Annotated in this window: 16 protein-coding genes; 3 read left to right on the top strand and 13 right to left on the bottom strand. The window is 57.1% G+C overall.

The annotated features are described in order from the left end of the window. Window positions 1-50: 50 nt before the first annotated feature. Window positions 51-2,723, bottom strand: coding sequence for a tetratricopeptide repeat protein (locus Poly51_RS30615; RefSeq protein WP_186775687.1), 2,673 nt, complete (start codon window positions 2,721-2,723; stop codon window positions 51-53). Window positions 2,724-3,034: 311 nt separating this feature from the next. After that, window positions 3,035-4,120, bottom strand: coding sequence for a hypothetical protein (locus Poly51_RS20085; RefSeq protein WP_146459565.1), 1,086 nt, complete (start codon window positions 4,118-4,120; stop codon window positions 3,035-3,037). Between Poly51_RS20085 and Poly51_RS31860 the strand changes: the two genes are divergently transcribed. Next, window positions 4,119-4,418: a hypothetical protein gene (locus Poly51_RS31860; protein WP_246114635.1), complete on the top strand. Its 300-nt coding sequence runs from the start codon at window positions 4,119-4,121 to the stop codon at window positions 4,416-4,418. The genes Poly51_RS20085 and Poly51_RS31860 overlap by 2 nt on opposite strands. A gap of 90 nt (window positions 4,419-4,508) precedes the next feature. On the opposite strand, the gene Poly51_RS20075 is transcribed toward Poly51_RS31860, so the two are convergent. The 8 genes from Poly51_RS20075 to rpmB form a co-directional block, all read right to left on the bottom strand. After that, on the bottom strand, window positions 4,509-8,621 hold the full coding sequence (locus tag Poly51_RS20075; RefSeq protein ID WP_186775686.1) for a dockerin type I domain-containing protein: 4,113 nt from the start codon (window positions 8,619-8,621) through the stop codon (window positions 4,509-4,511). Window positions 8,622-8,900: 279 nt separating this feature from the next. Continuing rightward, complete coding sequence (locus Poly51_RS20070; protein WP_146459563.1) at window positions 8,901-9,806, bottom strand: isochorismatase family protein; 906 nt, start codon at window positions 9,804-9,806, stop codon at window positions 8,901-8,903. Window positions 9,807-9,813: 7 nt separating this feature from the next. Continuing rightward, complete coding sequence (locus Poly51_RS20065; protein WP_186775685.1) at window positions 9,814-12,924, bottom strand: DUF7133 domain-containing protein; 3,111 nt, start codon at window positions 12,922-12,924, stop codon at window positions 9,814-9,816. A gap of 62 nt (window positions 12,925-12,986) precedes the next feature. Next, window positions 12,987-13,772 carry a 2-phosphosulfolactate phosphatase gene (locus tag Poly51_RS20060; RefSeq protein WP_146459561.1) on the bottom strand — a complete coding sequence of 262 codons (786 nt, stop codon included), beginning with the start codon at window positions 13,770-13,772 and terminating at the stop codon, window positions 12,987-12,989. 16 nt (window positions 13,773-13,788) lie between these two features. Continuing rightward, window positions 13,789-14,655, bottom strand: coding sequence for a hypothetical protein (locus tag Poly51_RS20055; RefSeq protein WP_146459560.1), 867 nt, complete (start codon window positions 14,653-14,655; stop codon window positions 13,789-13,791). A 256-nt stretch (window positions 14,656-14,911) separates the two neighbouring features. Further along, window positions 14,912-16,552: a Na+/H+ antiporter NhaC family protein gene (locus Poly51_RS20050; RefSeq protein ID WP_146459559.1), complete on the bottom strand. Its 1,641-nt coding sequence runs from the start codon at window positions 16,550-16,552 to the stop codon at window positions 14,912-14,914. 33 nt (window positions 16,553-16,585) lie between these two features. Then, on the bottom strand, window positions 16,586-16,891 hold the full coding sequence (gene gatC, locus Poly51_RS20045) for an Asp-tRNA(Asn)/Glu-tRNA(Gln) amidotransferase subunit GatC (RefSeq protein WP_146459558.1): 306 nt from the start codon (window positions 16,889-16,891) through the stop codon (window positions 16,586-16,588). Between the two features lie 29 nt (window positions 16,892-16,920). Continuing rightward, the gene (rpmB, locus tag Poly51_RS20040) at window positions 16,921-17,193 is read right to left on the bottom strand and encodes a 50S ribosomal protein L28 (protein WP_146459557.1); all 273 of its coding nucleotides are present in this window, start codon (window positions 17,191-17,193) and stop codon (window positions 16,921-16,923) included. 336 nt (window positions 17,194-17,529) lie between these two features. Between rpmB and Poly51_RS20035 the strand changes: the two genes are divergently transcribed. Together Poly51_RS20035 and Poly51_RS20030 are read left to right on the top strand one after the other, a co-directional pair. Then, window positions 17,530-18,066, top strand: coding sequence for a hypothetical protein (locus Poly51_RS20035; RefSeq protein WP_146459556.1), 537 nt, complete (start codon window positions 17,530-17,532; stop codon window positions 18,064-18,066). A gap of 246 nt (window positions 18,067-18,312) precedes the next feature. After that, on the top strand, window positions 18,313-19,344 hold the full coding sequence (locus Poly51_RS20030) for a DUF1559 family PulG-like putative transporter (RefSeq protein WP_146459555.1): 1,032 nt from the start codon (window positions 18,313-18,315) through the stop codon (window positions 19,342-19,344). Window positions 19,345-19,381: 37 nt separating this feature from the next. Here the strand turns inward: Poly51_RS20030 and Poly51_RS20025 are convergent, their stop codons facing one another. The 3 genes from Poly51_RS20025 to Poly51_RS20015 form a co-directional block, all read right to left on the bottom strand. Next, the gene (locus Poly51_RS20025) at window positions 19,382-20,047 is read right to left on the bottom strand and encodes a 3-keto-disaccharide hydrolase (RefSeq protein ID WP_146459554.1); all 666 of its coding nucleotides are present in this window, start codon (window positions 20,045-20,047) and stop codon (window positions 19,382-19,384) included. Window positions 20,048-20,238: 191 nt separating this feature from the next. After that, the gene (locus Poly51_RS20020; RefSeq protein WP_146459553.1) at window positions 20,239-20,631 is read right to left on the bottom strand and encodes a hypothetical protein; all 393 of its coding nucleotides are present in this window, start codon (window positions 20,629-20,631) and stop codon (window positions 20,239-20,241) included. Window positions 20,632-20,689: 58 nt separating this feature from the next. Continuing rightward, window positions 20,690-23,680 carry a serine/threonine protein kinase gene (locus tag Poly51_RS20015; protein WP_146459552.1) on the bottom strand — a complete coding sequence of 997 codons (2,991 nt, stop codon included), beginning with the start codon at window positions 23,678-23,680 and terminating at the stop codon, window positions 20,690-20,692. Between the last annotated feature and the right edge of the window lie 94 nt (window positions 23,681-23,774).

The following is a 23,774-nucleotide window of genomic DNA, read 5'->3' as shown; positions in this document are numbered from 1 at the left end:
CCTTGGGTTTGGTTTCATTTTCGCGTGGTCGTCGCGACAGAATCGGTTCATCACACGCCACCGTTTTCGATTCGCGTGTTCATCCACGCCAAGTACTGTTCCCATCCGAGTCGATCGAACCGCGTCGTTTCGGCAAAGCGATCGTTCCATTCGTTTGGAATGCGGCCGAGTACGATTGATGCTTGACGGACAAGAAGATTCGATTCGTCCGGACGCCCCATCTCGTTCATACAAGCGGCTCTGCCAAGAATCGCTTCCAAGGCAGTTGGTTCGTTCATGTAGCGAAGCTCAATGGTTCGGTACGCGGTCGCCGCGTCGTCGAAGCGGTTCATCCGTTTCAGTGTTTCCGCCTCTGCCAGAAAGCAGTTGCGAAGGATGGCTTCTTCGTTGAACGGAAGTCGTAGTTCTTCTTCGCGAGCGGCCAAGTCAGTTCTCAGATCGATGAAGCTGTTCAAGGCGACTTGCAGTTCTTGGTCGGCTTGAGCGCGAAGCGAACGTTTCGCCGCGTCAAGAATTTCCGGTGATTCGGCTTCAATTCGCGGCCAATCCGCGGCCAGTGAGTGTGCGCGGGCGGCCAAGTAGGCGGCATTGAGTGCGTTGGGGATTCCGTAGCGTTCGACCGATTGCTCGAGATAGCGGATGGCTTCTTCCAAGATCGGTTGATTCTGTCTCATCAACTCGATGCGCTGGGCAGGGGTGCCTTGCTCTGCGGCCAAGTGATTCCGGAACGCTTCCTCGTAGCGCATTTCGCCCAGTTGGATCAACGAGTCGCGCCACGCCGGGCTTTGCGGGGTCAGTTCGCCGTCTCGCAAATTGTCCATCAAGTACTTGATCGCTTTCTCGGGCTCGCGACGTTCGGCGTGTGCTTGAGCGATCAGCAACCGAGCGTCATAGCGGAGCGGATCTCGCGGATACTCGACAATGCACTCTTCCAACGCCGCGATCGCTTTGTTTTCGTCGCCTTCGGCTAACAACGCGCGTCCATACGCAACCAACCCGCGTGGTTGCCGTGTCCGTTGTTCGTATCTTAAATAAGGTTCCAGCAATCGAACGCTTCGGCGAAAGTGACGACCCTTTTGATACGCTTCGATAGCGGACCACTGCGCAGACACGTATTGCTCGGTATCGAATTTTAATTCGGCTGCTTGCGCGTACGCATCCCCAGAGGCTCGGTATCGCGACCGCGCCAAGATCGAAGCGGCGCGGACCACTTGGCCCGACACGTTGGTACCTTCGCGTAGCGTTGCGTCGGCCCATTCGCTGTATCCGACGGCTTCCTGCATCAAAGCATCCGCCTTGTCAAACAGGGGCGGCAACGACCTTGCGGTATCGATCGCATTGGCAAAGTCACCGGTTTGACGCAGAGCCTCGATCGCCGAAAACATCCGTCGTTTGAACTCGTCAAACGTGACGGCGTCGGCATCAAATCCACTCTCGTCACCGATTTCACGCATCATGTATCGTGTCGTCTGCAGTACCTCGACGCCTCGTCCTTGGTGCGCGAGTAATTCGATTTCTTCCAATCCGCCAAGGATGCCTTCGGCAGCGAAGGGACGTTGGCCGCGGACCGACGTCAAATGACTCAATCCCTCGTCCAGTTCGCCTTGAATCAAAAAACTCCTTGCCAACCAAAGCCGAGCCATGGCGGACGTTTTGGGTGGTGCTTCACGTTGCAATTCACCCAGTGTGTTCATTGTGTCGGCCAGATCGGTGATCGCTTGGCTACGATTCTCGCTCGGATCGTTCGGCATGGCGCCGTATCGTGTTGTCGCCTGCTGGACGTTGATGATCGCGGCGAGCAAGCGGACTTCATCGCGAAAGTCGGCTTCTTCGGCTTGCAGTAGGACGTCGGGATTAGCGGGTTTCGACAGCGCGGTCGTGATTCCCTCTTTGGCCTGAGCGTAGCGTTTCAATTCCACCAACGCTCGCAAGCGGATCAATTCGGCCGCCCACGCTTGTTGCACGTTCAAAGAACCGTCGGCGATGTGTTCTTCGATCGTCGCCAGAGCGGGCTCGATCGACGGGCCGCGTGTCCGCAGTTGGGACTCGGCAATCGTCGGCAGCAGCGGACGACGAAGCGTCGGGTCCAACCGAACGGCTTCTGACAGTGTTTCTGCCGCGTCGGCGTATCGGCCCAATTGGAAGTAGGCTTCGCCCAGCATCCGATGGCCCTCCGTTTGGCGACCGGCCGGAAATCCTGATTTTTGTGCTGCTGCCAAAGCGGCGGCGGCCTCGATTAACTGCTGGCGTCGCTCACGAAAATCGGCCAACGCTTGTGCCTTGGCGACTTTTCCAGCACCGACCAAAAAGTCGCGAAGCCGTACCCACTCTTGAAATCTCTCGGCCTCTTCCGCTGCCGCGATCTCTTCGGCGGTTGGTTCGGCATCAGGATCATTGGGCGGCAGTTCAGGCTCGGGTGGAGCTTCGCCTTCGGGCGGTGCTTGTTCTTCCGCGTTGGCATCGGGTTTGTCGATTTCGCCAGCAAATCGTACCGTTTCGGCCAATTCACCAGCCAAAATGGGGCGGCCGGCAACGAATTCTTGTGCGGCAATCCGAAGGATTTCGTAGGAATCAGTGACTCCACTGCGCCACCACAGCGAGAACAGCACGGCGAACCCGCCGATGGCTGCCAATGCAGCACCCATCATCAGCATTGTCGTGACTTTGTCGCTAGGCCGCGCCGGTGTCGCAGCCGAATCGTCGGGCTTGGGAGTCGCTGCCATGGTTGAATTTGGTTTCCGTGAAACCCAAGCATTATCAAAACGGCGAAAACACAACAACACCGAAATGACGTCAACGGGCATCGCTTCACCCAAGTGGCCCTGCGACTCCGCTCGCAGGGTGTACCCTGTACTTTTGCGACCTCTTTTTTTTGCAGTTCAAATCCCAAAAGCGGAGTCATCGGTCCACCGGGTTTCCCGTTTCTGGAGGACCAGAAGCGATGGCTTTGGAATAGAACAAGATCCGCAAGTGCAGCCCTGTGGCTACACTGCTGAGCAGAACCATCCCACGACGTGACAACCAATCCGCTTTGCTAATCCGACGACATGCCCAGTGGGTTCTCGTTCGCACACAGCCAGCACTGACCGCTGCGGATCGCTTCTTGCGTCAAGCTCTCCGGCGTTCCGGCCGCCCGTTTGAACATCCGACCAAACCTTGATACCACGTCACACCAGCCCGCTGCATCAAGCCCGATACGACTGAGGATCGGTGCAAGGTGGTCCGGAATTGTGCCAACCTTCTTCACGTGAAGCTGACGCCCCGTCCAGTCGAGCAGTTCCAAGTAGCGAGCGAGTGACACGCCCAGGAACCCTTTCTCACTCGCTCGACGCCCCGATGAATCCAAGCAAGGCCCGACCGGATCATCCTTCTCGTTCTTCTCGTTGATTTCGATCGGGCTCATCCATCCGCTGCGTCGCCGACGTCGACTTCGCTCCCATTGATAAGTGCTAACGCGAGTCCGATCCGCCCGTTCGGCCAGATCATCGATCCGGTCCTTCGCTCCGGTGTAATCGCTGGCTTCGGGAGTTTCCGCGATGGCCGCACGAATCGGATTTAAATCGACGTAAGCAGCACAAGCCAGCAAACTTGCTTCATCTAGCAGGACTTGTAGCTTAAAACGTCCCTCCCAGAATCTGCCGGTACACTCGTCTTCACGATTGGCCCGGCGGGCGATGTTTTCTGCCGTGCAACGCATCCACCAGCTCACGTCCGACAACCGCCGGCGCCGTTCGGCAAGCACTTCGGGTTGATTGACGATCATGTCAAGCTCAGGCTGGGTAGGAGTTTCCGGCGAGCCATCCTTCTTTCGGCGATGGGGAAAAAGTCGCAGCCAGCGTTTCGCCACTTCGACATCGCTCCACGCGGCCACCACATCCGGGCGGCTTCGCAAGACAAGATGCAGGTGATTGCTGAGCACCGTGTAAGTCAGGCAGTCAATCCCAAAGGCACTGGCAAGAAACTCCAATCGCTCACGAATCCATCCCCGTCGGTGTTCAAAAGACTGACCCGTGAAATGATCTTCACCGCAAAGAAAGGCTCGCCGGACGCATCGTTGGACGGCATGAAAGACCTGGACTTCGGCAGGATCAGCGACTTCATGGCGAGGTTTGCGAGGCATGAGCTTGAGTCCTTGGATGGGTGGGGAAGGCAAAAAACTAGCAAATTCGCCCCTCGCGGTCAACAATTTATGGGTGGCCCCATTTGGCTCGGCCCCATTTGGCTCGCCACCTGCGTCGGAGGCACTGGTACGCAAGGACTGGAAGTACTTCTATTGGCCCGAGTTTGAACGAGAACAACTGTTCGATTTAAAAAGCGATCCGATCGAAGAGAATGACCTTTCGTCGGATCCCGCTTTCACGTCCCAGTTGGAAGGCATGCGGAAACGATTCGCTGAACTCAAATCCGCAGCAAAGTAGCGGGTGTACATTGGATTTTAGCCGCCGTCGCGGTGATTCAATCTTCCGAGGCAGGCGTTCACGAAGGCTGACAGGGCTGGCCCATGATTCTCAGTTCCAAGCGATCAGCGCTAGATCGATGAAACCGACTTGCTGCCGCTGGCGATCAGAAACCCAATCGAGATCATCGGATATCGATTCAAGTTGGGGAATGAACATCTGCTCGGCTAGCTGGTCGGACGATCGTCCAAGCTTGTTGATGATCCGCAAGCTATCCAGTGCCGTGACCAGACCGTCACCGTTGACATCATAGAAGTTGGCGGACGACGGGCGTCTTGCAGAACCCGTCAACTCGGATGAGGCAATGGTTTGTCCAAGGAAGTTGATCCCCATCAAGGCGTCCAGCGCCGTGACCTGACCATCCCCGTTGACGTCCAGTGCATTGTTTGGATTCTGTTGCGCGGCGTTTGCAAAACTGGCAGCGACCGGCGCCGCAGCCGGCGGCAACGTGATCATCATCAACCCGCCCGACGGCATCTGGTTGAATCGGACGCCCAATGTATCGAAGGCGTTGACCGATCCGTTGCGGTCGATGTCATAGATGTTGTCGATCCCGACACTGTTGCTGGTGGGGCTCTGGTTGAATCGAACGCCCAACGTGTCAAACGCGTTGACCGTCACATGCTTCGAAGCTGACGTGGACCCGTTGATGTCACCGACTTGATTGCCGAAATAAAACACATCGTTTTGAGTGAGCCCGGTGTTGGCGTTTGCCTTGATGGTGACTTCCAGCCACTTGTTCATGATGGCTTGATGAGGCCAGTCGATGGTGACGCGTTTGGTCGTACCCGCGAGCGGTGCCACGTCGATCGCCGAAGACGGCATGGACGTCCATGCGAGGTTGTTGCCAAAGTCCTCGGTGTTGCCGACCCGAAATTCGAAGTCCGATGCCGCCAGTGTCGTCGCCGGCAGGTTGTCGATGTCGACGATGACTCGGTTGAGTCCCCGTGAGTAATTGGTGTAGTTGGCCATCGATGCCGCGGCACCGTAGCCGCGCAGCGCCGACTTGTTTGGATCGGTCATGCCTTCGCCGTAAGTCGCGCCGGCGCCGCGGTAAGCCACGCTACGGCCAGCGACGCTGGCGGCCGTGTTCGTGAATTCTAACCAGTCGTAACCGAATTGGCTTCCGTAGAATTCAACCCTCAGAACTCGGTCCTCACCGCCCCACGCCGTCAAGTCAACGCTTTCGATCGTGTGGATAAGTCTTTCGTTACCTGTATCAGGGACATCGATCGATCCTAACTCGGTAAACGACTGCGTCGAAGAGTTTTCGGCGATCAGAATTCGAACTCCCTTGGGGTTAGCATTGGTCGACCACGCCCGCACGTCGATGTCGTAAACACCGGGAACGATGTCTCGGGAAAACTCCAGCCACTCGCCATCGGCGATGTTGCCCAAGACGATGCTGGCGGCATACAAGTCGACGTCTTCGTCGGGCCGGGCTTGGCCGCCTGCGTTCCCCTGGGTCGAATCGTAGTAGGCGACAAACGGACCACCGTTATCAAACTCCTCAACCAACACGCGAGTACCGTCTTGGACGGTTTGCTCGATGAGTGCGGTTTGTTCGCCAATCACCAGTTGCACATTCAACCAATCGACAACCGCATCACTGACCGCCAGGTCGAGCCGACCATCTGCAAACGCTGACAATTCTGCGCCGGTTAGCTCCAAAGTCACAGTTTGCGTTCGATTGAAAGTCGGTGACGCCAGGATTCCCAGCGACGCGAACGAACGGCGATCCGCTACCGAATCGATCCAAACCTCACCGGTCGTCGCATCGTCCAAGTCTCGAATTCCGATCGAAACCAATGCCGAGACGATGACTTCGTTGGTGGTCAACTGCGGCGCGAATGAAATCGGCAGGATGCCATCCTGGTCGCCGCCGTCCATCGAACTAAGTATCGTCGTCGACGTGTTGGCTGTGATCGTTGACAACCACGCGGGGTCGGCGATAACGGTGTCGACACTGCCGGCGCTGTCGTACGCGCCAAGATCGTAGTCGCCGATCACGTATTCCGCCAATTGAGTATCGGCGTACGAGTTCGCTTCGTTCCGCTGGGCGACGTACAGGCTGTTCGTCGGATTGTTGGGATCACCAAAATCGATGGGAGAACCGATCGAATCGTAGTTTCCCGATGGCTGGGGACCAAAACGAGTTTCCTCGATCACTGACCCGATGGCCCCAATGAGCCAATTTTGTGCGGTCGGTGGATTCTGAACAATGTTTGTGTCAGCAACGGTATTCCAAAAAACAAAGTTCGCGCCGCCCCATCCATGTCCCGAGCCAAAGTTGCCCCGATTGCGAGCTTCAATCAAATTGTCTGTTTTGACCGTGTCGTAAAGAGTACCTGTGGACCAGCTTTGATGAGGCCCCGTGCTGCTAAATGAATTGACGGCGACGGCGTCAAGAAAAACGTTGGGTCCACGATTACGAGTTCTCGCATTGTTGACAAAGTCATGTCGGCCAAATTCGGAATACAAATTCTTCATCAATATAAATTGGCCATCCGCATTGAATGGGTATCGACGACCACCTGTCACAATGGAAACCGGATCAAGACTTTGCGCATCGTCAACCGTCACTCGGATCGAACGGCTCGTTGCATGCACCGTTGCAAAAACGAAATGTTGTCCGGTCACGTTGCTTACCCAGGCATCTTCTACCGCCTGAAGTTCGATGAATGTGTTCGCGTGGTCTTCGTCCTCGGCGCCAACAAAGTCTGACTTGCCGCGAATGTTCTCGATGCCAACATTGTTGATTCTTGGGAACGTATATCGAAAAATCGTTCCCCCGCCGTACTGAAGCTCGAACGCATTCATCAATGGCGCATTGAGGAAAACGCGATCGCCCTCGATGCGCGTTATGACACGTTCGTACAGTTGGTCATAGGATCCAGGAGCCCACTGATTCACCGTGCTGCCATCGGATCGCGGTGGAATACTGTCCATCCCGATATCCGCAATCCAGTCCGCTGTACTGGGACGACGCACGACAACCGGATCGCCGACCGACCAGTTCGTCGTCGAATCAACGTTGAAGCTAGTGGCACCCACCGGGACATATTTGTCGACAATGTTATGAGTGGTACCGCCGATTCCCGATGCAAAACCTGCCGATGGGCCAACGACAACGAGCGACCGTTTCGCTGTACCGGTTCCGCGCAGAATCGTATCGACCAACGGATCATCACCATCACCAACCCCGCGTAGAACAACGCCGCTGCCAAGTATGTTTACCTGATCGTTGATGGGAAAATCACCGGCGCCCAGCTGAACAATGCCGCGGAATCCGTTCGCATCAAGCGACATCGCTTCCACTTGATCGATCGCAGCTTGAATATGTGCGGTATTGTCACCGGCGATTGGCGAGACATTCACCACGCGGGCAGCCGCGATCGATTGTGTCACGTCGGGAATCGGCGAGTTGCCGTACTTGTATCCCGCGGTCGAGAAATCGGCGACACGGTTGCCGAGTTCGTCGAGCGGATTGATGAGTCGTTCCGAGTCACCATAGTAAGCGTAAATCGATCCACTGCTCGTTTCAGCAACCGCCTGGACTCGAATGTTGTCCAACCGCGCGGTGCCCAGGCCAACGGTTCCCCAGCTGTAGACGCGAAATGTAATGGGTGTCGTTTGATTGGCAAGCATCGCAACGCTCTCCAAATCGACGTCAAGCGTTTCAAAAATATCCTCGCTGAAGATCGTTTGACTGAGGATTTTGGTTGTGAAGTTGTCACCGCCTGCGCCAGGGTCGTTATCGAAGTAGACGGAGTAACTATCCTTGGAATTCGGATCATTCTTTCGAACCTGCATCGCGAACCGTGACAGACTCAATTCAAATCCAGCGTCCGGTGCGATCGTGAATTCAAGATAGTCGTTCTGACCACCTGCTGGCGTCGGCTCACTCGTTTCATCAAATGCACCGCCGAGCGCCAATCCACGCGGCGGGTCTCCGTTGCCGGTGAAACCAAGAAACAAGCTTGAGGTAATGTCACTGGCGGTAGTCGACGCGTGGGTGTCGCTGGAGAAAAGATGCAGGACTCCGTTTGACGGATCATGCGTTGTGAACTCATACAACGCTACGTCAATGCCCGCAGCCAACAGAGCTCGCGATTCCAAACGCTCTACTATTAAACGACGGCGCTTCTTTTTTTTGTGAAGCATGGCATCTTGGAGGGTGACCGATTGGAATGAAGAGTACATGTTAGTCTCTGCTACCCGTACGGAACAGGATCAAGTCGACGCCTGGATTTCGACGATTGCGTTGATCATGTCTTTGGTCGTTTGGTCCAGAATGAACCAGGTCGGTAAGGCTCCGTTGTTCCTGCTGGGGGGGGTAGTGGCTAGGTCTCCAAGAGCCGATGCAAGACTACCGAGGCATCTACGGGTTTTCGGTGACTTTTGCACGGGATACCGTGGTCTTCGGCTGCTTCGATGCAAAAATCAATCAGCCGCGAAATGGAACTCGGGGCCGCCGTCGACGTCGGTGCTGGTGATGGTGGGGCACCAGTAACGTTCAACGTGTTGGGTGACCAAACGTGTGCCGTCGAAATGGCTGACGTAGGGACTTTTTCGCGAGTTGTACATCGTGTCGGTCAAATCGCGGACCAGCACGACGTTTTGGCCCTGCTGGACCATTTGGCGAATGGAAAACGGGCGCCCTAGAACGCACATGTTCAAATGTACGCCCATCACGATGACGTTCTTGATGCCGCGTTGCTTCATCAAGTAGAAGGCTTCGTCGCTGTCAGTGATGGCATCGCTCGGGTCAATGCGAATCGTTTCGATCTGGCGCGTCCAGGCTTCGTGTTGCTGGCACGTGGGATCGCAATCGCATCCACCATCGGTATCGTCGATCGGCAGCGATGGTTCACGAACGGGATCCAGCCAGCACCAACCTTGCAATGGAGTCTTGGATTGCAGCGACGGATCGTCCTTGGCGGACTGGGCCGCATCGATCGCCCGTTGCCGCATCGGTGTGCCTTTGTAGAAATCCAAGCACGCACTTGGACAGTGAATGATCAGCACCCCTTGTTCGCGAGCCCGCTGAATCACCTGGTTCATTCTCGGTGCCATTTCGGCCACGCGATCGGTGGCACCGCGACACCAGTGCTGGTCCCACATGTCGCAAACGACGATGGCCGTTTCGGTTGCCGTCCACGTGCGAGGTTCCTCCACCGTCTTGAATTGATGGCGTTTCGGGTCGGTTTCTGTTTCGTAGCGGATGGTCATTTCGATCGCCGTCGCATCACCTGCCGTTTGTGCGGCGGATCGGATGGGACAAGCGATGAAGCCAGCAATCACCACCAAGGCGATCCGATCGAAACGGGGGAATAAAGGATTCAACATGGTGGCCTCACGGGGACTGCGGACGGGATTGCATCAAGTAGGCCAGCAGGTCGATGACTTCGTCGTTGGTCATGTCATCGAGCAACTGGGCCGGCATCAACGACGTTGCCAGCGGATCGAACTGATCGATTTCTTCGCGTGGAACCAGTGTCGTTTTTTGATCGGGACCACGAAACGTGATCGAATGCGGCGACCGATCGGCAATCATGCCGGTAATGACACGCCCGTCGATCGTCAGTGCACGGAACGATTGAAAGCCTTCGCGAATTTCGAGACTCGGATCCAAGATGGCTGGCAACCAAAATTTCGCGTTGCCCCGTTCGTATCCGTCCAGCGGCGGACCCACTTTGTGACCTTGCCCGAACAGCATGTGACAGCTGGCACACTTCTTTTCATAGTGAAGTTTGCCAGACGTGGCATCGCCGAGCGCCTCGCTCATGTGGTGAATCAGTTCATTGATTCGCCGCGCCGTTTCGGCTGACGACACGGTGATGACGGGACCCAGCGCTCTATCAACCTGCTGTGTGAGTACGGGATCATCGAAGGTTCGAAGTCGCTGGATCACGTCGGCGGACAGATCCTGGGGTTTCATTCGCCACGCGTTGACTTCCGCCACCAACTCTTGCGCCCATGGAAGACGCGACGCCAAGGTGCGACAGGCCGTATCGCGAAGTTCATGTTCCGCCGAGATCGTCGTCTGAAATTTGGTAAGCAGTTGTTGGGCGATATCGGGGGCATCGTAGACTGCGAGCGCGGCGATGGCCGCGCGTTGAAGGGCAGGGGCGTCGCCTCGATTGCCCGTTGCGATTGCCAGTAATGTCGGCAGCGCGCCGGGATAGAATCGCGTTCCCAGTGTCGCCAAGAGTTCGGCGCGGACGGCTTCGTCGATCGATGCGTCCGCCAGCGCGGCCAGGGCGTCCTTCACGGCGGAGTCGCCTTCCTGTCGCAAGCGCAAGACGATTCCTGATTTGCCTAGCGACTGGCGATACTCCGTCATGGCTTTGCCCATCGCGGGCGGTAACGACGGGATTGATCGGCCGACGAACGCTTGGTTGAGTCCACGAATGATCTGGTCCGTTGACGGTTCGTCCTCGACCATGCCAATCAATTGTTCCGCCGATGCAAACGCAGCCTGCGTTCCGATCAACGCGTAACGCTGCATCAAGCGGGCCAGGATGACCTGTTGGAACAGGGGCCGTTGTCGCCGCGCGGTCTGTCGCAAAAGCGGATCCAGGTTCGCTAGCTCGTCGGCGTGATTCTCAACCGCCCACCAAATCAGAAGTGGAATCTGTGGATCGTCCAAGTCGTCGGTATGGTCCAGCAAGCCGTCAACGATCGGGATCGCGACGTCGGCGGGGAGCCGCTTGGCAGAGCTGGCCCACTGGCTGCGGACTTGGACGTCCGATTCGCCCGAGGCCAACGCGCGGAAGTCGGCGTCCACCGCTACTGTGTCGTTGACAACCGTTCCATCGCCCAGCAAGCGAATCGTCCATCTTCGAATCGGGGCATCCCGGTGGTTCAGAAACTCTTTGATCAAGCGGGCGTCGAGTCGTTCGATTCCATGCAGAGTCCACAGGGCCTCGAGTGATCCCGATTGACGAACCTTCGCTATCAGCCGATCGACGATCGACACGTCATCTCGCCATGAGAGTTCTAGGACACTTCTCTGACGCAACCATTTGTTATCCGAGTCGAAATGTGAGATCAGTTCGTCGTTGGTTGCTTGGGATAGATCGCCTGCGGTGTATTTTGGCAAGGGCGAATCGGTCGGGCGCACTCGGTACAGTCGGCCGCTGGTCTTGTGCCAGTTATCCGTCGGGCTGAGGTGACTCAGTCGTGTGTCGTACCAATCGGCCATGTAAATCGATCCGTCGGGTCCGACACCGGCGTACACGGGCCGAAACCATCGGTCGCTGGATTCAACTAAGTTGTCGCGATCCACCGTTCGATAGGTCGAACCCATCGAAACTCGGTCGCTGTGCCAGACCACGTTGTGCAGCGAATTCGGCGCGACGATGGTCTGCAGAAACGAAGGACCAAATAGATCGCTTTCGTAGATCAAGAACGCTTGTGGAAAACGCCGGTCGTCGCCGTCGCTGGGCATCGCCTTCAAGTAACCCAATGCGTACGGATTGGTCAGCGGTCCGTGCTTGCCCCAGTTTTTTTCGAAGTAACCGCCCTGCGGATAGTGGTAGCCACGCGTGTTGCCTGAATTCGTTCCCGAGAAAACTTGGCCCCCGGCATCCATTTCAAAACTGAAAGTGTTGCCACCGCCTTCGGCATAGATTTCGAAACGATGTAGTCGCGGATGGTATCGCCAGATGCATTGGCCTTCGAAAGCAATTCCGACCGAGTCGGTTGGTGACTTGATCGTGCCGCCGGTGGTGCTGCCGGTGGTGCTGCCGTTGGCGCCGTATAGCCATCCGTCCACGCCCCACGTCAAACTGTTGGCGACCGAGTGTGTGTCTTGGATGCCAAAGCCCGATAAATGAACTTCGGGATCACCATCGGGAACGTCGTCATCGTTTTCGTCGGGATAGAACAAGAGATACGGAGGATTCAAAACCCAAATGCCACCGTCGCCGGTTTGCACCGAGGTGGCGATGTTCAGACCGTCGATGACATCGCGAGACGTTTCAAGAAAGCCGTCGCCGTCGCGATCTTCGTAGAGGGTGATCTTGTCCAAGCCCGGCGCGCCGTGGGGCGGCGGTTCGGGAACCTTGTCAAAAACGGCTCGCAAGTATTGATCGAAGCGAACGACTTTCAATCCGGCCGGATACTGATACTGTCGGTATTGAACGACCCACAGTCGCCCTTTGGAATCCCAACTGCAAAATAGGGGCTGAGCCACGTCGGGTTCGTTCGCGATTAAGTCGATGGCCACTCCATCGGCGGTGCGAAACGTCGACCCGACCTTGGCGGGCGATGTAGGCTGCGATGCGTCGGGTTGGACGCCCTTGTTTTCGAAGGTTGCGATCGCCTCGGTGACTTGATCATTGCCGGTCGGGGGAACGCGAGTTTCCTGGGCCGCGGCAAGAAACGGCAAACCGAGCAACAATCCGACAACGCATCCATGCCATCCTAATCGACGGACGTATGGGTGAAGGGAACGCGGCATGAACCGAAATCGGCGAAGTGAAAGTGTCATAGAACGACCATCGTAGCCGAAACGATGAGCCGCTACTTTTCGAAGGCCATCGGTTGTACTGCGACACTATGAGCCAATGTGAATCCGGTCGGCGCGATACGAGACCGGCGAGGCACAACGGGGACCGTGTCGATGGCCGCGCATCGTATCAAGTCGGATTCGTAACCAACGCGGATCAAGTTCCGGCCGCCGGTCGTTTGGGCCAACTGCTTGGCTAGCGAAGCAGGGTCGGGCGTTGGTATTCGCGACTGCCACCAAGATCTAGCGATCGAGGAAGCGTCATCCAGCGTGCAATCACCTTCGCGTTGTGAGCAGCAGCGATCAACGATCGCGCCGGCTAGCAGCACGTCTTCGCCGGTGACCACGCCATCGGTTCCTGCGCAAACCAGATGCACGCTTTCGACACCCGACAAGGCTTCGACGACAGCGGAAAGGTTCAAGAAGCTGGCCAGCAGCATTGACCTTGCCGTCGCGGCTGTGTGAATCGCCCGAGTGCCGTTGGTTGTTGTGAAAATGAGTTGGCGACCGGCGACTCGTTCGGGGGAATACTCGGCCGGCGAATTGCCCAGGTCAAATCCGTCGATCGGCCGACATCCTCGTTCGCCGCAAAGCAGCGCGGCCGTTGCGTCACCTCGTGATGCATCGGCAAGCACGCGAGCGTCAGCGATCTCGCGGCATGTCAAAATTTCCGCGGCGCCCGCAGCCAACGCCACGGTTGCGACGGAAGTGGCTCGCAGGACATCGATGACGACGGCAACATCGTAAGCCGGAACGTCGTCGGCGGGGTCGTTGGGAATCAGTGAAGTAACAAGTCGCATGGCGTGATCACAGAAACTAGGGCGTCAAATAACGAAGCCAGTTTCGCACGCCTTGCCCCGGGACGTAAGCCTTCGGTTGGCCGAACAATCCGGCGCCGACTTGAACCGGGTTGGCGGATTGGCCGAACGAGATCAACGGGCCCACGGGTGCGGCACTGGCCGTGGGGATCGAGATCGGTGGTGCGACGACGCCGGGCGGTGGCATGGTTCCCGGGGCGGTGTTCAACGGAACCAGATTCGAAGGATTGGGTGCGTACGAAGCCGGGGCTTGGTATCCGACTTGGCCACAGCCGATTCCGCTGGCGGCCGAATAGGCGCTCGGCCCGGTCACGTTGGGACAATTGTATGCGGTTGCGAATCCGCCCGAATTCAATTGGGGAGGCGCGATCGGCATATAATCGCTGCTCGACGGAATCCTTGCCGGTGTGGGCGAAATCGGTGAAGACGAAATCGATGTCGATGGCGGAGGCATCGTCGGCAACGAACGGGGAATGGCCGTCGGGTTTTGCGACAGTGTCGACGGTGGAGCGATTGTCGACGGTGGCAGGCTCGATGGAATCGGGGCCGGCGAGAAACTTTGTGGCGGCGGCGTCGGTGACGGGAATGCCGTCGGTGGCGAAGCATTGGTGCTGCCGCCCGGTGGCATCTGGAACTGCATCGCGACTTGGCGAACGGTCGGAGTGTAAGCCGTTTCTTGGAAACCGCTTGCCGGCGAGCCGCTGCGGACATCGGATCGATATTGGTCGACGGCACTGGGGGCACCGATCGGACGCAGTCGCGTCTGGGCGGTATCGAATGATTGCGAGCATGCCGAGCCCATCGCAGCCAGCGATGCGAAACACGCCAATGAGAATGTGGCGCTGCGGTTTCGTGTTTGGTTCATCTTCATCATCCTTGGATTTCGAGTTCCGCTGGAAACGTCGCGTGACTCGGACATGGCGTAAATTGCGAAGGTCCAACAATGCAAGATCGATGCCACGAACGAAGCTCGATGAAACGAACGAGTTTCATGCAGCTGTTTTTCGCCATCGACGCGTCAGATCACCGTAAATGGCTGGCTATTCGAATGAAAAAGCGGTTTTTCGCCAGCCCCGTTTCGTGGATCTGCATCCCATTTTTTCGGCCGCCGTGTAGATACTTCAATCGGTTGTAATCGGTTCACGGATGACATCGGTTTCGTTTTCGGTGATCGCGGCGGGGCGGATTCCGAATCGATACAAGAAGCCACCGACAAGGATCGTCGAGATGGCCAAACAGATCCAGGGTGAAATTCCAACCGCAGCGGGTAGCGTTCCACCAAGGATGCACGCGACGGCAGCGACGACCGCGTATGGCATTTGAGTGCGAACGTGTGCCAAGTGATCGCATCCACTGGCGCGACTGGACAACACCGTCGTATCGGAAATGGGCGAACAATGATCGCCAAAGATCGCGCCGGCTAAAACCGCTCCGCACGTCGAAAGTGCAATCGCACCCGATGGCCCGCCGGCTGGGTCGAGCTGTAACGCGAGTGAGATCGACAGTGGCGTCAGGATACCCATTGTGCCCCAGCTCGTTCCCGTCGCAAACGCGATCGCACCGGCCAACAGAAAGACGACCGTCGGCAGCATCCGCGAATCCAATCGCTCGGACAGCACGCCGGCCAGGTAACCGCCGGTATCTAGATGGTCCGGTTCGGTCATTGTCGACAGCGCCCAAGCAAACCACAGGATCAACATCGCCGGCAACATTTGAGCGGCGCCACCGAGCGACGCGCGCAACGCCGTCGCGATATCGCAGCCTCGCATGGCAACGTGCAAGCGTATCGCGACCAACATCCCGGCGCCGCCTCCGGCGATCAATGCTAAGTACGAGTCTCCGTTTCCAAGCAATTGCCCCGCCAATCGCAACCAGCCGACGCCCGGTTTCGGCGTCGGCATCGCAGCGAACCCCGTGATCACCAAGACGACGCCAACGGCCAACAAGCAAACCAGCACCGGTATCACTGCTGCGGCCCAGAGCCACTTGTGGCGACGGCTTTCGTCGTTCGTATCGCTGTCGCGATCGTCCAGTTCCGCCACCTTCCGGCGTTCTGTCTTGGCTGCGGCTTTCACTTCGGCTTTTCGCATGGGGCCGAAATCGCGTCCGGTGATCGAAACCAACATCACCAAGATCACGGCAATCCAAGGATAGAACCGATACGGAATTGATTGGATGAACATCTCGAACGCCGCGGACGGATCGTGGATCCCGGCGGCGGCGAGGCCATCGGCCATGTAGCTGATCTCGATAGCCGCCCACGTGCTGACAACGGACAGTCCGGCCACGGGCGCGGCCGTCGAATCGACCAAGTACGCTAATTTTTCTCGCGACACGCCGAATCGATCGACCGTGGTTCGCATGGTGCCGCCGACCAGCAGCGTGTTGGAATAGTCGTCGAAGAAGATGGCCAGTCCCGAAATCGCGACCATTGTTTGGGCACCACATCGAGTACGGACGCGAGCCGACAATCGCTCGATCAGTGCCCGCATGCCGCCGCCTTTTTCGAGCACGCCCACCATGCCGCCAAGCAACAGGCTGAACAGTAACGCTTGCAGGTGTGACGTCGAAAAGACGGACTCGACCAAGGCGTTGTAGAACAGCCACGGGGTTTCGGTCCAAGCGTGATCAGCGTCGCGCCGTGCCAGCAACCAGGCGCCGGTCCAGACACCCGCGGCCAGGGGTAAGACGACGCGTCGCGAAATGATCGCAAGCGTGATCGCGACCAGCGGCGGAAGCAGCGATTCAGGCCCAGCAGGCATGGGACTCACACCTTCGCGGACGCGGACTTGCCACTACTTTCGGGCACCCGCGGAACCAAGCACGGGCGGAACCAAAAAACACTCGTCATCGTGCGCCGGCGAATTGGCCACCGCCTGATCACGGTTCAAGCTGGGCACAGCAACATCCGGCCGCCAGCGATTGATTACATCCAGCGCCGTGGTCATCGGCTCGACGTCTTCGGTATCCAGTTCCGAGAGTTTACGAACGAAACCTAGGATGCTGTCCAGTTGCGGACGCACCTTTTCGACTTCGGCGTCGGACAATTCCAACCGAGCCAAAAGGGCGAGTTTTCGAACGTCTTCGTCGGTCAGAGCCACAAACGTCGCCTAAACGGGAAGTGAAGAAACTACTTCTTGCTCGAATTACCGACGTCAAACGGCTTCGTTTTAACCGTTTTGCGAACTACGCCGCTGCGGATGCATTGCACGCAAACCCGCATCGTCTTGTTTTCGCCCTTGGGGGTTGTGACGTGGACTTTTTGCAGGTTTGGAACGAATTTGCGACGCGTGATCCCGGTAACCTTGGTACCGACACCGCCCAAATACTTTGCTTTACCGCGTGTTTCGATGCGGTTGCCCATTTGGACTTTCTTGCCGCACGCTTCACATTGCCGTGCCATGACGTTGCTCTTGGTTTTCTTTGAGATTGCTATGAAGGATCGGTGAACGTCTGAGAAATCTCAGATTTCCGACATGTTTCGGGGAAGCCCGGCACTATAGCGAGTGAATCCTTTTTCGTGAAGCAGGATTCCCCGGCCTTCTTTTCAGCCATCACCAGACCCCCTTTTTGTCAAAATTGAGCCTTTTCTGGCATTTCGGACAGATTCGTTCACGGCTGGCTTTTCAGAATGCCGATCGACCGAACAGTCTCTTTGATCGGCACAGTTTAACAGCCGCGATTCGCGAGTTGCTCGCCGTCGAAGTCTGGCACCCTTCCTCCCTTACCTGTTTTGTCCATGACTCCTATCTCTAGCCACGCACGCGTTCAGACGATGCTCTTGGTTTTGGCTGCTGGACTGCTGACCGGCTGTACGCCGCTCAAGATGCCCGCCTCGCCGTTTGCTCATCCGTCATCCCAGTTGGGCGATTACACCGGGTTGGAGGGCGTGCCGAAGTTGCCAGAATCCGAGGCTGAGGCTGTCTATTTGGCTGTTCGCCAAGCCCGATCGAACAACAGTTTGGTGCTTCATGTGCCCGGTGGCGAACCGGCAACCCGCGTCCTGCCGTTGCCAACGGATGGCCGAAGTGTCTACGTCAGCACGCTGTTAACCCAATCGGGCGTTCAAAAGAAGCTCGGTACGGTCGAAGCAACGCTGTTTCGTAATTCGGCCGATTCGATCAACGGCATCCCGCTGGAATGCCGCATGGAACGCGATGGTGAAGCTGTCAAACCCGAATGCGATTACGCCCTGCAGCCGGGCGACCGGTTACGGGTCCGAAAAGCGCCAAGCCCAGCGATTCAAGGGCTCTTCAACGCCGTGCTGGGCAAGTAACGCTTGATCATGGGCGTTATCTTGGCGTTAATCCATGAAAATCCGCATTCGCCGAGGTCAGTCCGGCGAACACAAAGTTTGCCTTTTTTTCTCGAAAAGGTTCCCCACCCGCCATCGAGTGTTAAAAATGTAGGGGTGGCGGACCCAGCATGGAGAAACGGTTCCGTCTGTTTCACCCATCTGCGACGAGTCGAGCCACGTTGAACCTGGAATCATGTGGCTTGATCGATCTAGGCAAATTTCCAGGTGCATCGGTTCCTTCTTCCTCCTCGACGTCCGCTTGAACCACGGCGTTCGTCTAAACGACGGGACTGTCACAGCACCAACGGGGGTCGAGCCGCCTTCACGTTGATCGAGCTTCTGGTCGTGATTGCGATCATCGGTATCTTGGTCGGGTTGCTTTTGCCGGCCGTCCAGGCCGCCCGCGAGGCCGCCCGCCGGACTCAGTGCCAAAACCATTTGCACCAGATCGCATTGGGGATGCACAACTACGAATCCACATACCGGACGCTGCCTTGGGGCGCGAAAGGTGGATGGGGACAAAGCTGGACCACGGACCTGTTGCCGTTCATCGAGCAGACCGCGTTGTGGGACCGAACGCCCCAAGGTGAAGAGGGATGGGTGACATCGAACACGCCCGAAAGCGATCGGCTTAGAGAGTTGGCTCGCACGGCGATTCCTACCTACCGATGTCCCAGCCAGCCCGGTCCCGAACATTTCGCCGAGGAAATTGATCGGTTGACCGGTCGCGCACTCAACAGCTATTTGGGTAACGCAGGCAGCGATGTGGTGCGTGACAACTATTCGACCACGGGGCCGGGGCCGATTGATATCGGAATGGAGGCGGGCAATGGGGTTCTTCGAGTTGCCGATTGCGTTACGAACCCGGGTTCACCGCCGTGGCCACCATCCATCAAGTTCAGCGCCGTGTTTGACGGGCTGAGCCACACCGTGTTGGTGTCCGAGACTCGCTATATCGACATTCACGCGTGTGGGATCTGCGATCACTTTTCGCTTTACCATCCCGACTTTGACGTCGCGTTTGGTTCGGATTTTTCCGAAGTGCTGATGTCGATGCAGTACGGCATCAACTTGGACCTCGATTTGGTGCCCAAGGCGCAAATCGAAATGTCGATCAGTAGTTTCCATTCCGGCGGCGCACATGCGGCGATGTGCGATGGTTCGGTTCAGTTCCTGACCGAGAGCCTCGACGCCACGATTCGGCATGCCATCGGATCACGGGGCGATCGCGAAGTCTACGATCAATCAGCGTTCTAGTAACGGCCGCCGGCAATCTCGATCATCCCGGCAACGACTACGGCAGTCGTTTGACCTTCAGGTTACGAAAGTACACCTTGCTTTGCGGGTCATGTGCCTGCAGCGCAAAGGTGCCTTCGCCCAGCATTCGTTCAAAGTTTTTGTCGAACGCTTTCTGTCCTTCGGGCTCGGTGTATTCGACCAACGTTTTTCCGTTCACCTTCAGGACGACATTGCGACCGTTGACGATGATTTCTTGGGTGTACCATTCGTTGTCTTTGACACCTGGATCATCCACGTTCTTGACGGCGTACAAGCTGCTGGTCTTTTTGGGGTCTTTGTGCGAAACATTGACTTGGCATTCGAAGCCCGCTTGAGGCCAACCCTCGGATTGATACTTGGTGTGAAAGTAGATGCCCGCGTTGCTGCCCGGCGTCGTCATCACTTCGCCGACGAAGTGAAAGTTCTTCCAAGGTGCCGCTTCGCCGACATAGAACAAGTGACAGCGATCGCCTTGGCAAACCAACTTGCCGTCTTCGACTTTCCAGCTGTCGGGGTTCTCGTCGGCCTTCTTCCAACCGTCAAGCGACTCACTATCGAAGAGTTGGACGAAACCCATGTCGGTTTCGGTTGTTGAGGCAGGCGGGTCGGCGAGCAATGATTGCGTCAACGATGCGGTAAGGGCCAGAAGCGAAAACGTGATCGTCGCAAATCTAAACTTCATCAATCAAATCCAAAGGGCGGGGGAGGGGAGGGAAGTGGGCGGGGGAGGGGAGGGAAGTGTGCCGAGCGAAAGCCGGTCGGCATCGTCGATGAAGAGATCACCGACGATGAGCGCAAAAAAATCCGCTCGTCGTTAGCCGACGAGCGGATGCAGAATACGAATGCTCGAGGCGCTTCGTTCCAAAGAGTGAACTACAGACCGGAATCGGTTGCCGGCAATTCGTTGGCTTCGATCTTCTCAGCGAAAGACTTTCCGTCGCTGCTCTTCTTTTCGCCGGCCTTCTTGAACCCTTCTAGAATCTTCGCTTTCGCTTCTTCGGGGTTGTCTTTGATGTACTCTTTCGGGAAATCTTCGGCCTTCAAGAATTCATGCAATGCTTTGCCGTATTCATTGCGAACTTTCTTCTTGTCCTCGCCCTTGACGTGACAAACGTAGCAACCAGCTTTGCGGCCGTTCTTCTTGAAGTCTTCGTCGGCTTCGTCGCCCAGGTACTCGTTCTTCCATTGTTTTCCAAATTCGCTGATTGCCATTGCGGGCGATGCCAACAGCATCATGCAACCAATCATCATTGCCAGTCGTTTCATTCATTCACTCCGAAGGGTGCGGGTAGGTTAAGGTGGGACGGTTCAGGTGGGGGGCCGGTCACGGAAGGCGATCAGGATAGTGGATCGGAGAATCGACAACAGCACCGGTCACTGGCGTCGGTGACCCGCGCCAGCCTTCAATTAAGTCTAATGAGCCGCTAAAAGTCAAATCGGCACCCCGATTTAACACCTGCGGTTGATTTTGGAAATCGATCGCCGAGCCTAAAAAAGGGCTTGGGGCCAGGATGGTCGAAACGTTTTCAAGGATCGGCAACGTCGGAAGTGCTTTTTCGTCAAAGCCGGGCGGAGATCCCGCGTCGCCTTGGCGGTAATCGACGGGTCGACGCAGGTTCATCGCTTTATCCGTCAATTTCTTCGAAACCCATGTTACCGACCATCGCGGGCGGTGTTCGTCTGACCATGACGGCGGTGCGGTGGACAGTTGGCTCATTCGAGTCGTCTCCGTTTGTCCGTCTGTCGTTGTCAATTGCAGCATCGGATCCCTGAGCGTCGGATCCACCACATACGCATTGCTGGAACCTTCCAGTCGCAGCCAAGGCGTCGATAAGCTGGTCGGCGCTAATCCGCTGATCGCGAAATGCGGCGATACCGAATCGACGATGAATAAACACTTTCGTGCCAAGCGGCTGACTGGAACCGGATAGGCGCCGCTGGCACCCAACCGTGTTTGCATGATGCCGCCGGGGGCGTGCGCGGTCACTCGGGTTAACGACAACTTGATTGATCCCGCCGTCGGCGACGGCATCACCCGCGCGCCCGCGGTGTCGATCATGCGATCGGTCACTGCCAACATGCCGTTATCCCAATCCAGCCATAGCTTGGCGGCAAAATCCATCTGCAGCATCGACATCTGTCCGCGAATGATGACGTTGTAAAGTTTCATATCGACCAACGGAAACGGATCGAATTCACCCGAGAAATCGCGATCGCGACCCGCAAGCTTGTCGGGGTCCGTCACGACTTCGAACGCGTAGACCTCGTCACGCAAAGAAGGGTTGTTGATCGTGATGGTGCAGTCGGTCAGTTCGACGCTTCGATTGTCATGGATCTCGAACATCGCGCCGCCATCAATTTCATCGCTTGGAACGTTCCACGCGAAATGCAGGTCATTGAATTCGATTGGGTGCGAACCGATCGAAAACATCTTGGCGCGTTCCATCGTCAAACGTTTGGGTGATTGAAATACGACGATGCTTCCCCCGCCCACCGAGGATGTGATACGAAGATCGTCGACATCGACAGTGATCGGTTCCGTTGTGATCATCGGAACCGCGATTTCGATGCGGCTGATTTGATATTTCTTGGCTAGTCCGACCGCACGCGACAGCGACGATGTCAGCGCCGCTCCGCTGCTGTCTCGGTTGATCGCCGGATCAAGTTCTGGGCCCACAACGCGAATCAACGTCGGCTTGGTGCCGGAGGCCGCATCGGATTTGTCGAAAGCGGTAGGCAGCGTCGACGACACGATGCTTGGGGGATCCGACAGGCGGCGGCTTTCGTCCAACATGGCGTCCGCAATCAGTTCGCTTGGTACCGGGAAGACGGTCAAGCGGGGCGGTTGGGCGACGGAGACCCGTTCCATCAATTGGGCAGCCGCTTCCACCGTTGCTTCGGGCAGTCCGTTGGCGGAGGGATTGGTTTGCGGTGCGACCGGCTGTCCACTATTCAACGCTGCGGATCGGCTTGCATCCGCCGACATGTCCGGCGTTGGTCCATCGGTTGCGGTCGTTCCCATCGATGGCGTGGAGGTCGCGTTGTTGGCGTCGTCTTCGTCGGGCGACATGTAAACGGGCCCGGTAGCCACGGGCGCGATCACGCGGCCAGGTCGAGTCGCCGTTGAAGGGATCACTAGGTCTTCGCGAGTCGCTGCCGATTCCAGATGCAACCATCCGGCGATCGCAACCAGCAACGTTGCCGCGGCGATCCACGGAACATTCCGTTCCAGCCAACCGATCAAAATGTTGGGTGATTCGACCACGACGGAACCGGCCAATCGCGATCGGGTCAATCCGTCGCGCGCCGCAACGACATGCAAGTCGGCGACCAAGTCGTTGGCGTTCTGATACCGATCACCCGGTTTTTTGGCCAGCATCTTTTGAATCACGGACACCAAATTTCCGCTGACTTCTGGGCGAAAGGTACGAGTGTCCGGCGGAGGCGCGTTGCCGTGGCTGAGCAGCTTCTGCAACATCGTGCCGCCGGGGTAGGGCGGCGAGCCGGTCAACATGAAGTGCAACGTACAGCCGAGCGAATAGATGTCGCTTCGCAGATCAGCGTCGCGTGGGTCGTGAGCCTGTTCGGGTGAAATGTAGTCGAACGTGCCGAGCGTGACGCCGCTGGCCGTCATGTCGCCGCTCATTTCCAAATTGTCGCTGCGAGCCAGTCCCATATCGACCAACTTGATCGTTCCGTCGCCGGCTATCAAAACGTTCGATGGCTTGATGTCGCGGTGAACGATTCCGCGGCTGGACGCGTGTTGAAGCGCGTCGGCAAGTTGGACGGTAAAGAAGACCGCTTCGTCAATTGAAAGCGGACCGTTGGTTTGCACCCAGTCACGGATGTTGGTGCCCTCGACATACTCGAAAACGATGTAGTGCCACCGGCCGTGGCTGCCCGCGTCAAAGACTTTGGCGATCCGTGGATGGTCCAGTTTGGCGGCGCTTTGCGATTCGTTCCGAAAGCGTCGTTGAAGATCGGGATCGTCTGCGACAAAGGGAATGACTTTGATCGCGACGGTGCGGTCAAGTTTCTCGTCGTGCGCCTTGAAGACGGCGCCCATGCCGCCGCCGCCGATCATTGCTTCAAGAAAGAAGTGATTGAGCCGCTGGCCCAGCAACACCTTTGCGACCGAGGCCGGCGTTCGATCCATCGGATCGCTGGCGTCACTGGCCGCTACCGCACGCGACGAACCTCGAATCACCGTGTTCGCTTCGGCAAGCGATTCCGACGGATGGCTGCCTCGCGACGGTTCATCCGTCGGGCGGTGCACCGTGGATGCGTCGGTTCGAATGGAGGGGTCATCAGGCATCGGAACAACGACTACTGAGGAAGCTAAAGCTAAGCAAAATAAGCAGTTACGAACCGATCGCGACCAGCAGATATTCTAATTTCGATGGATTCGA

This window comes from Rubripirellula tenax, from assembly GCF_007860125.1.
GTDB lineage: Bacteria > Planctomycetota > Planctomycetia > Pirellulales > Pirellulaceae > Rubripirellula > Rubripirellula tenax.
This window is presented reverse-complemented; position numbering and strand designations above follow the sequence as displayed.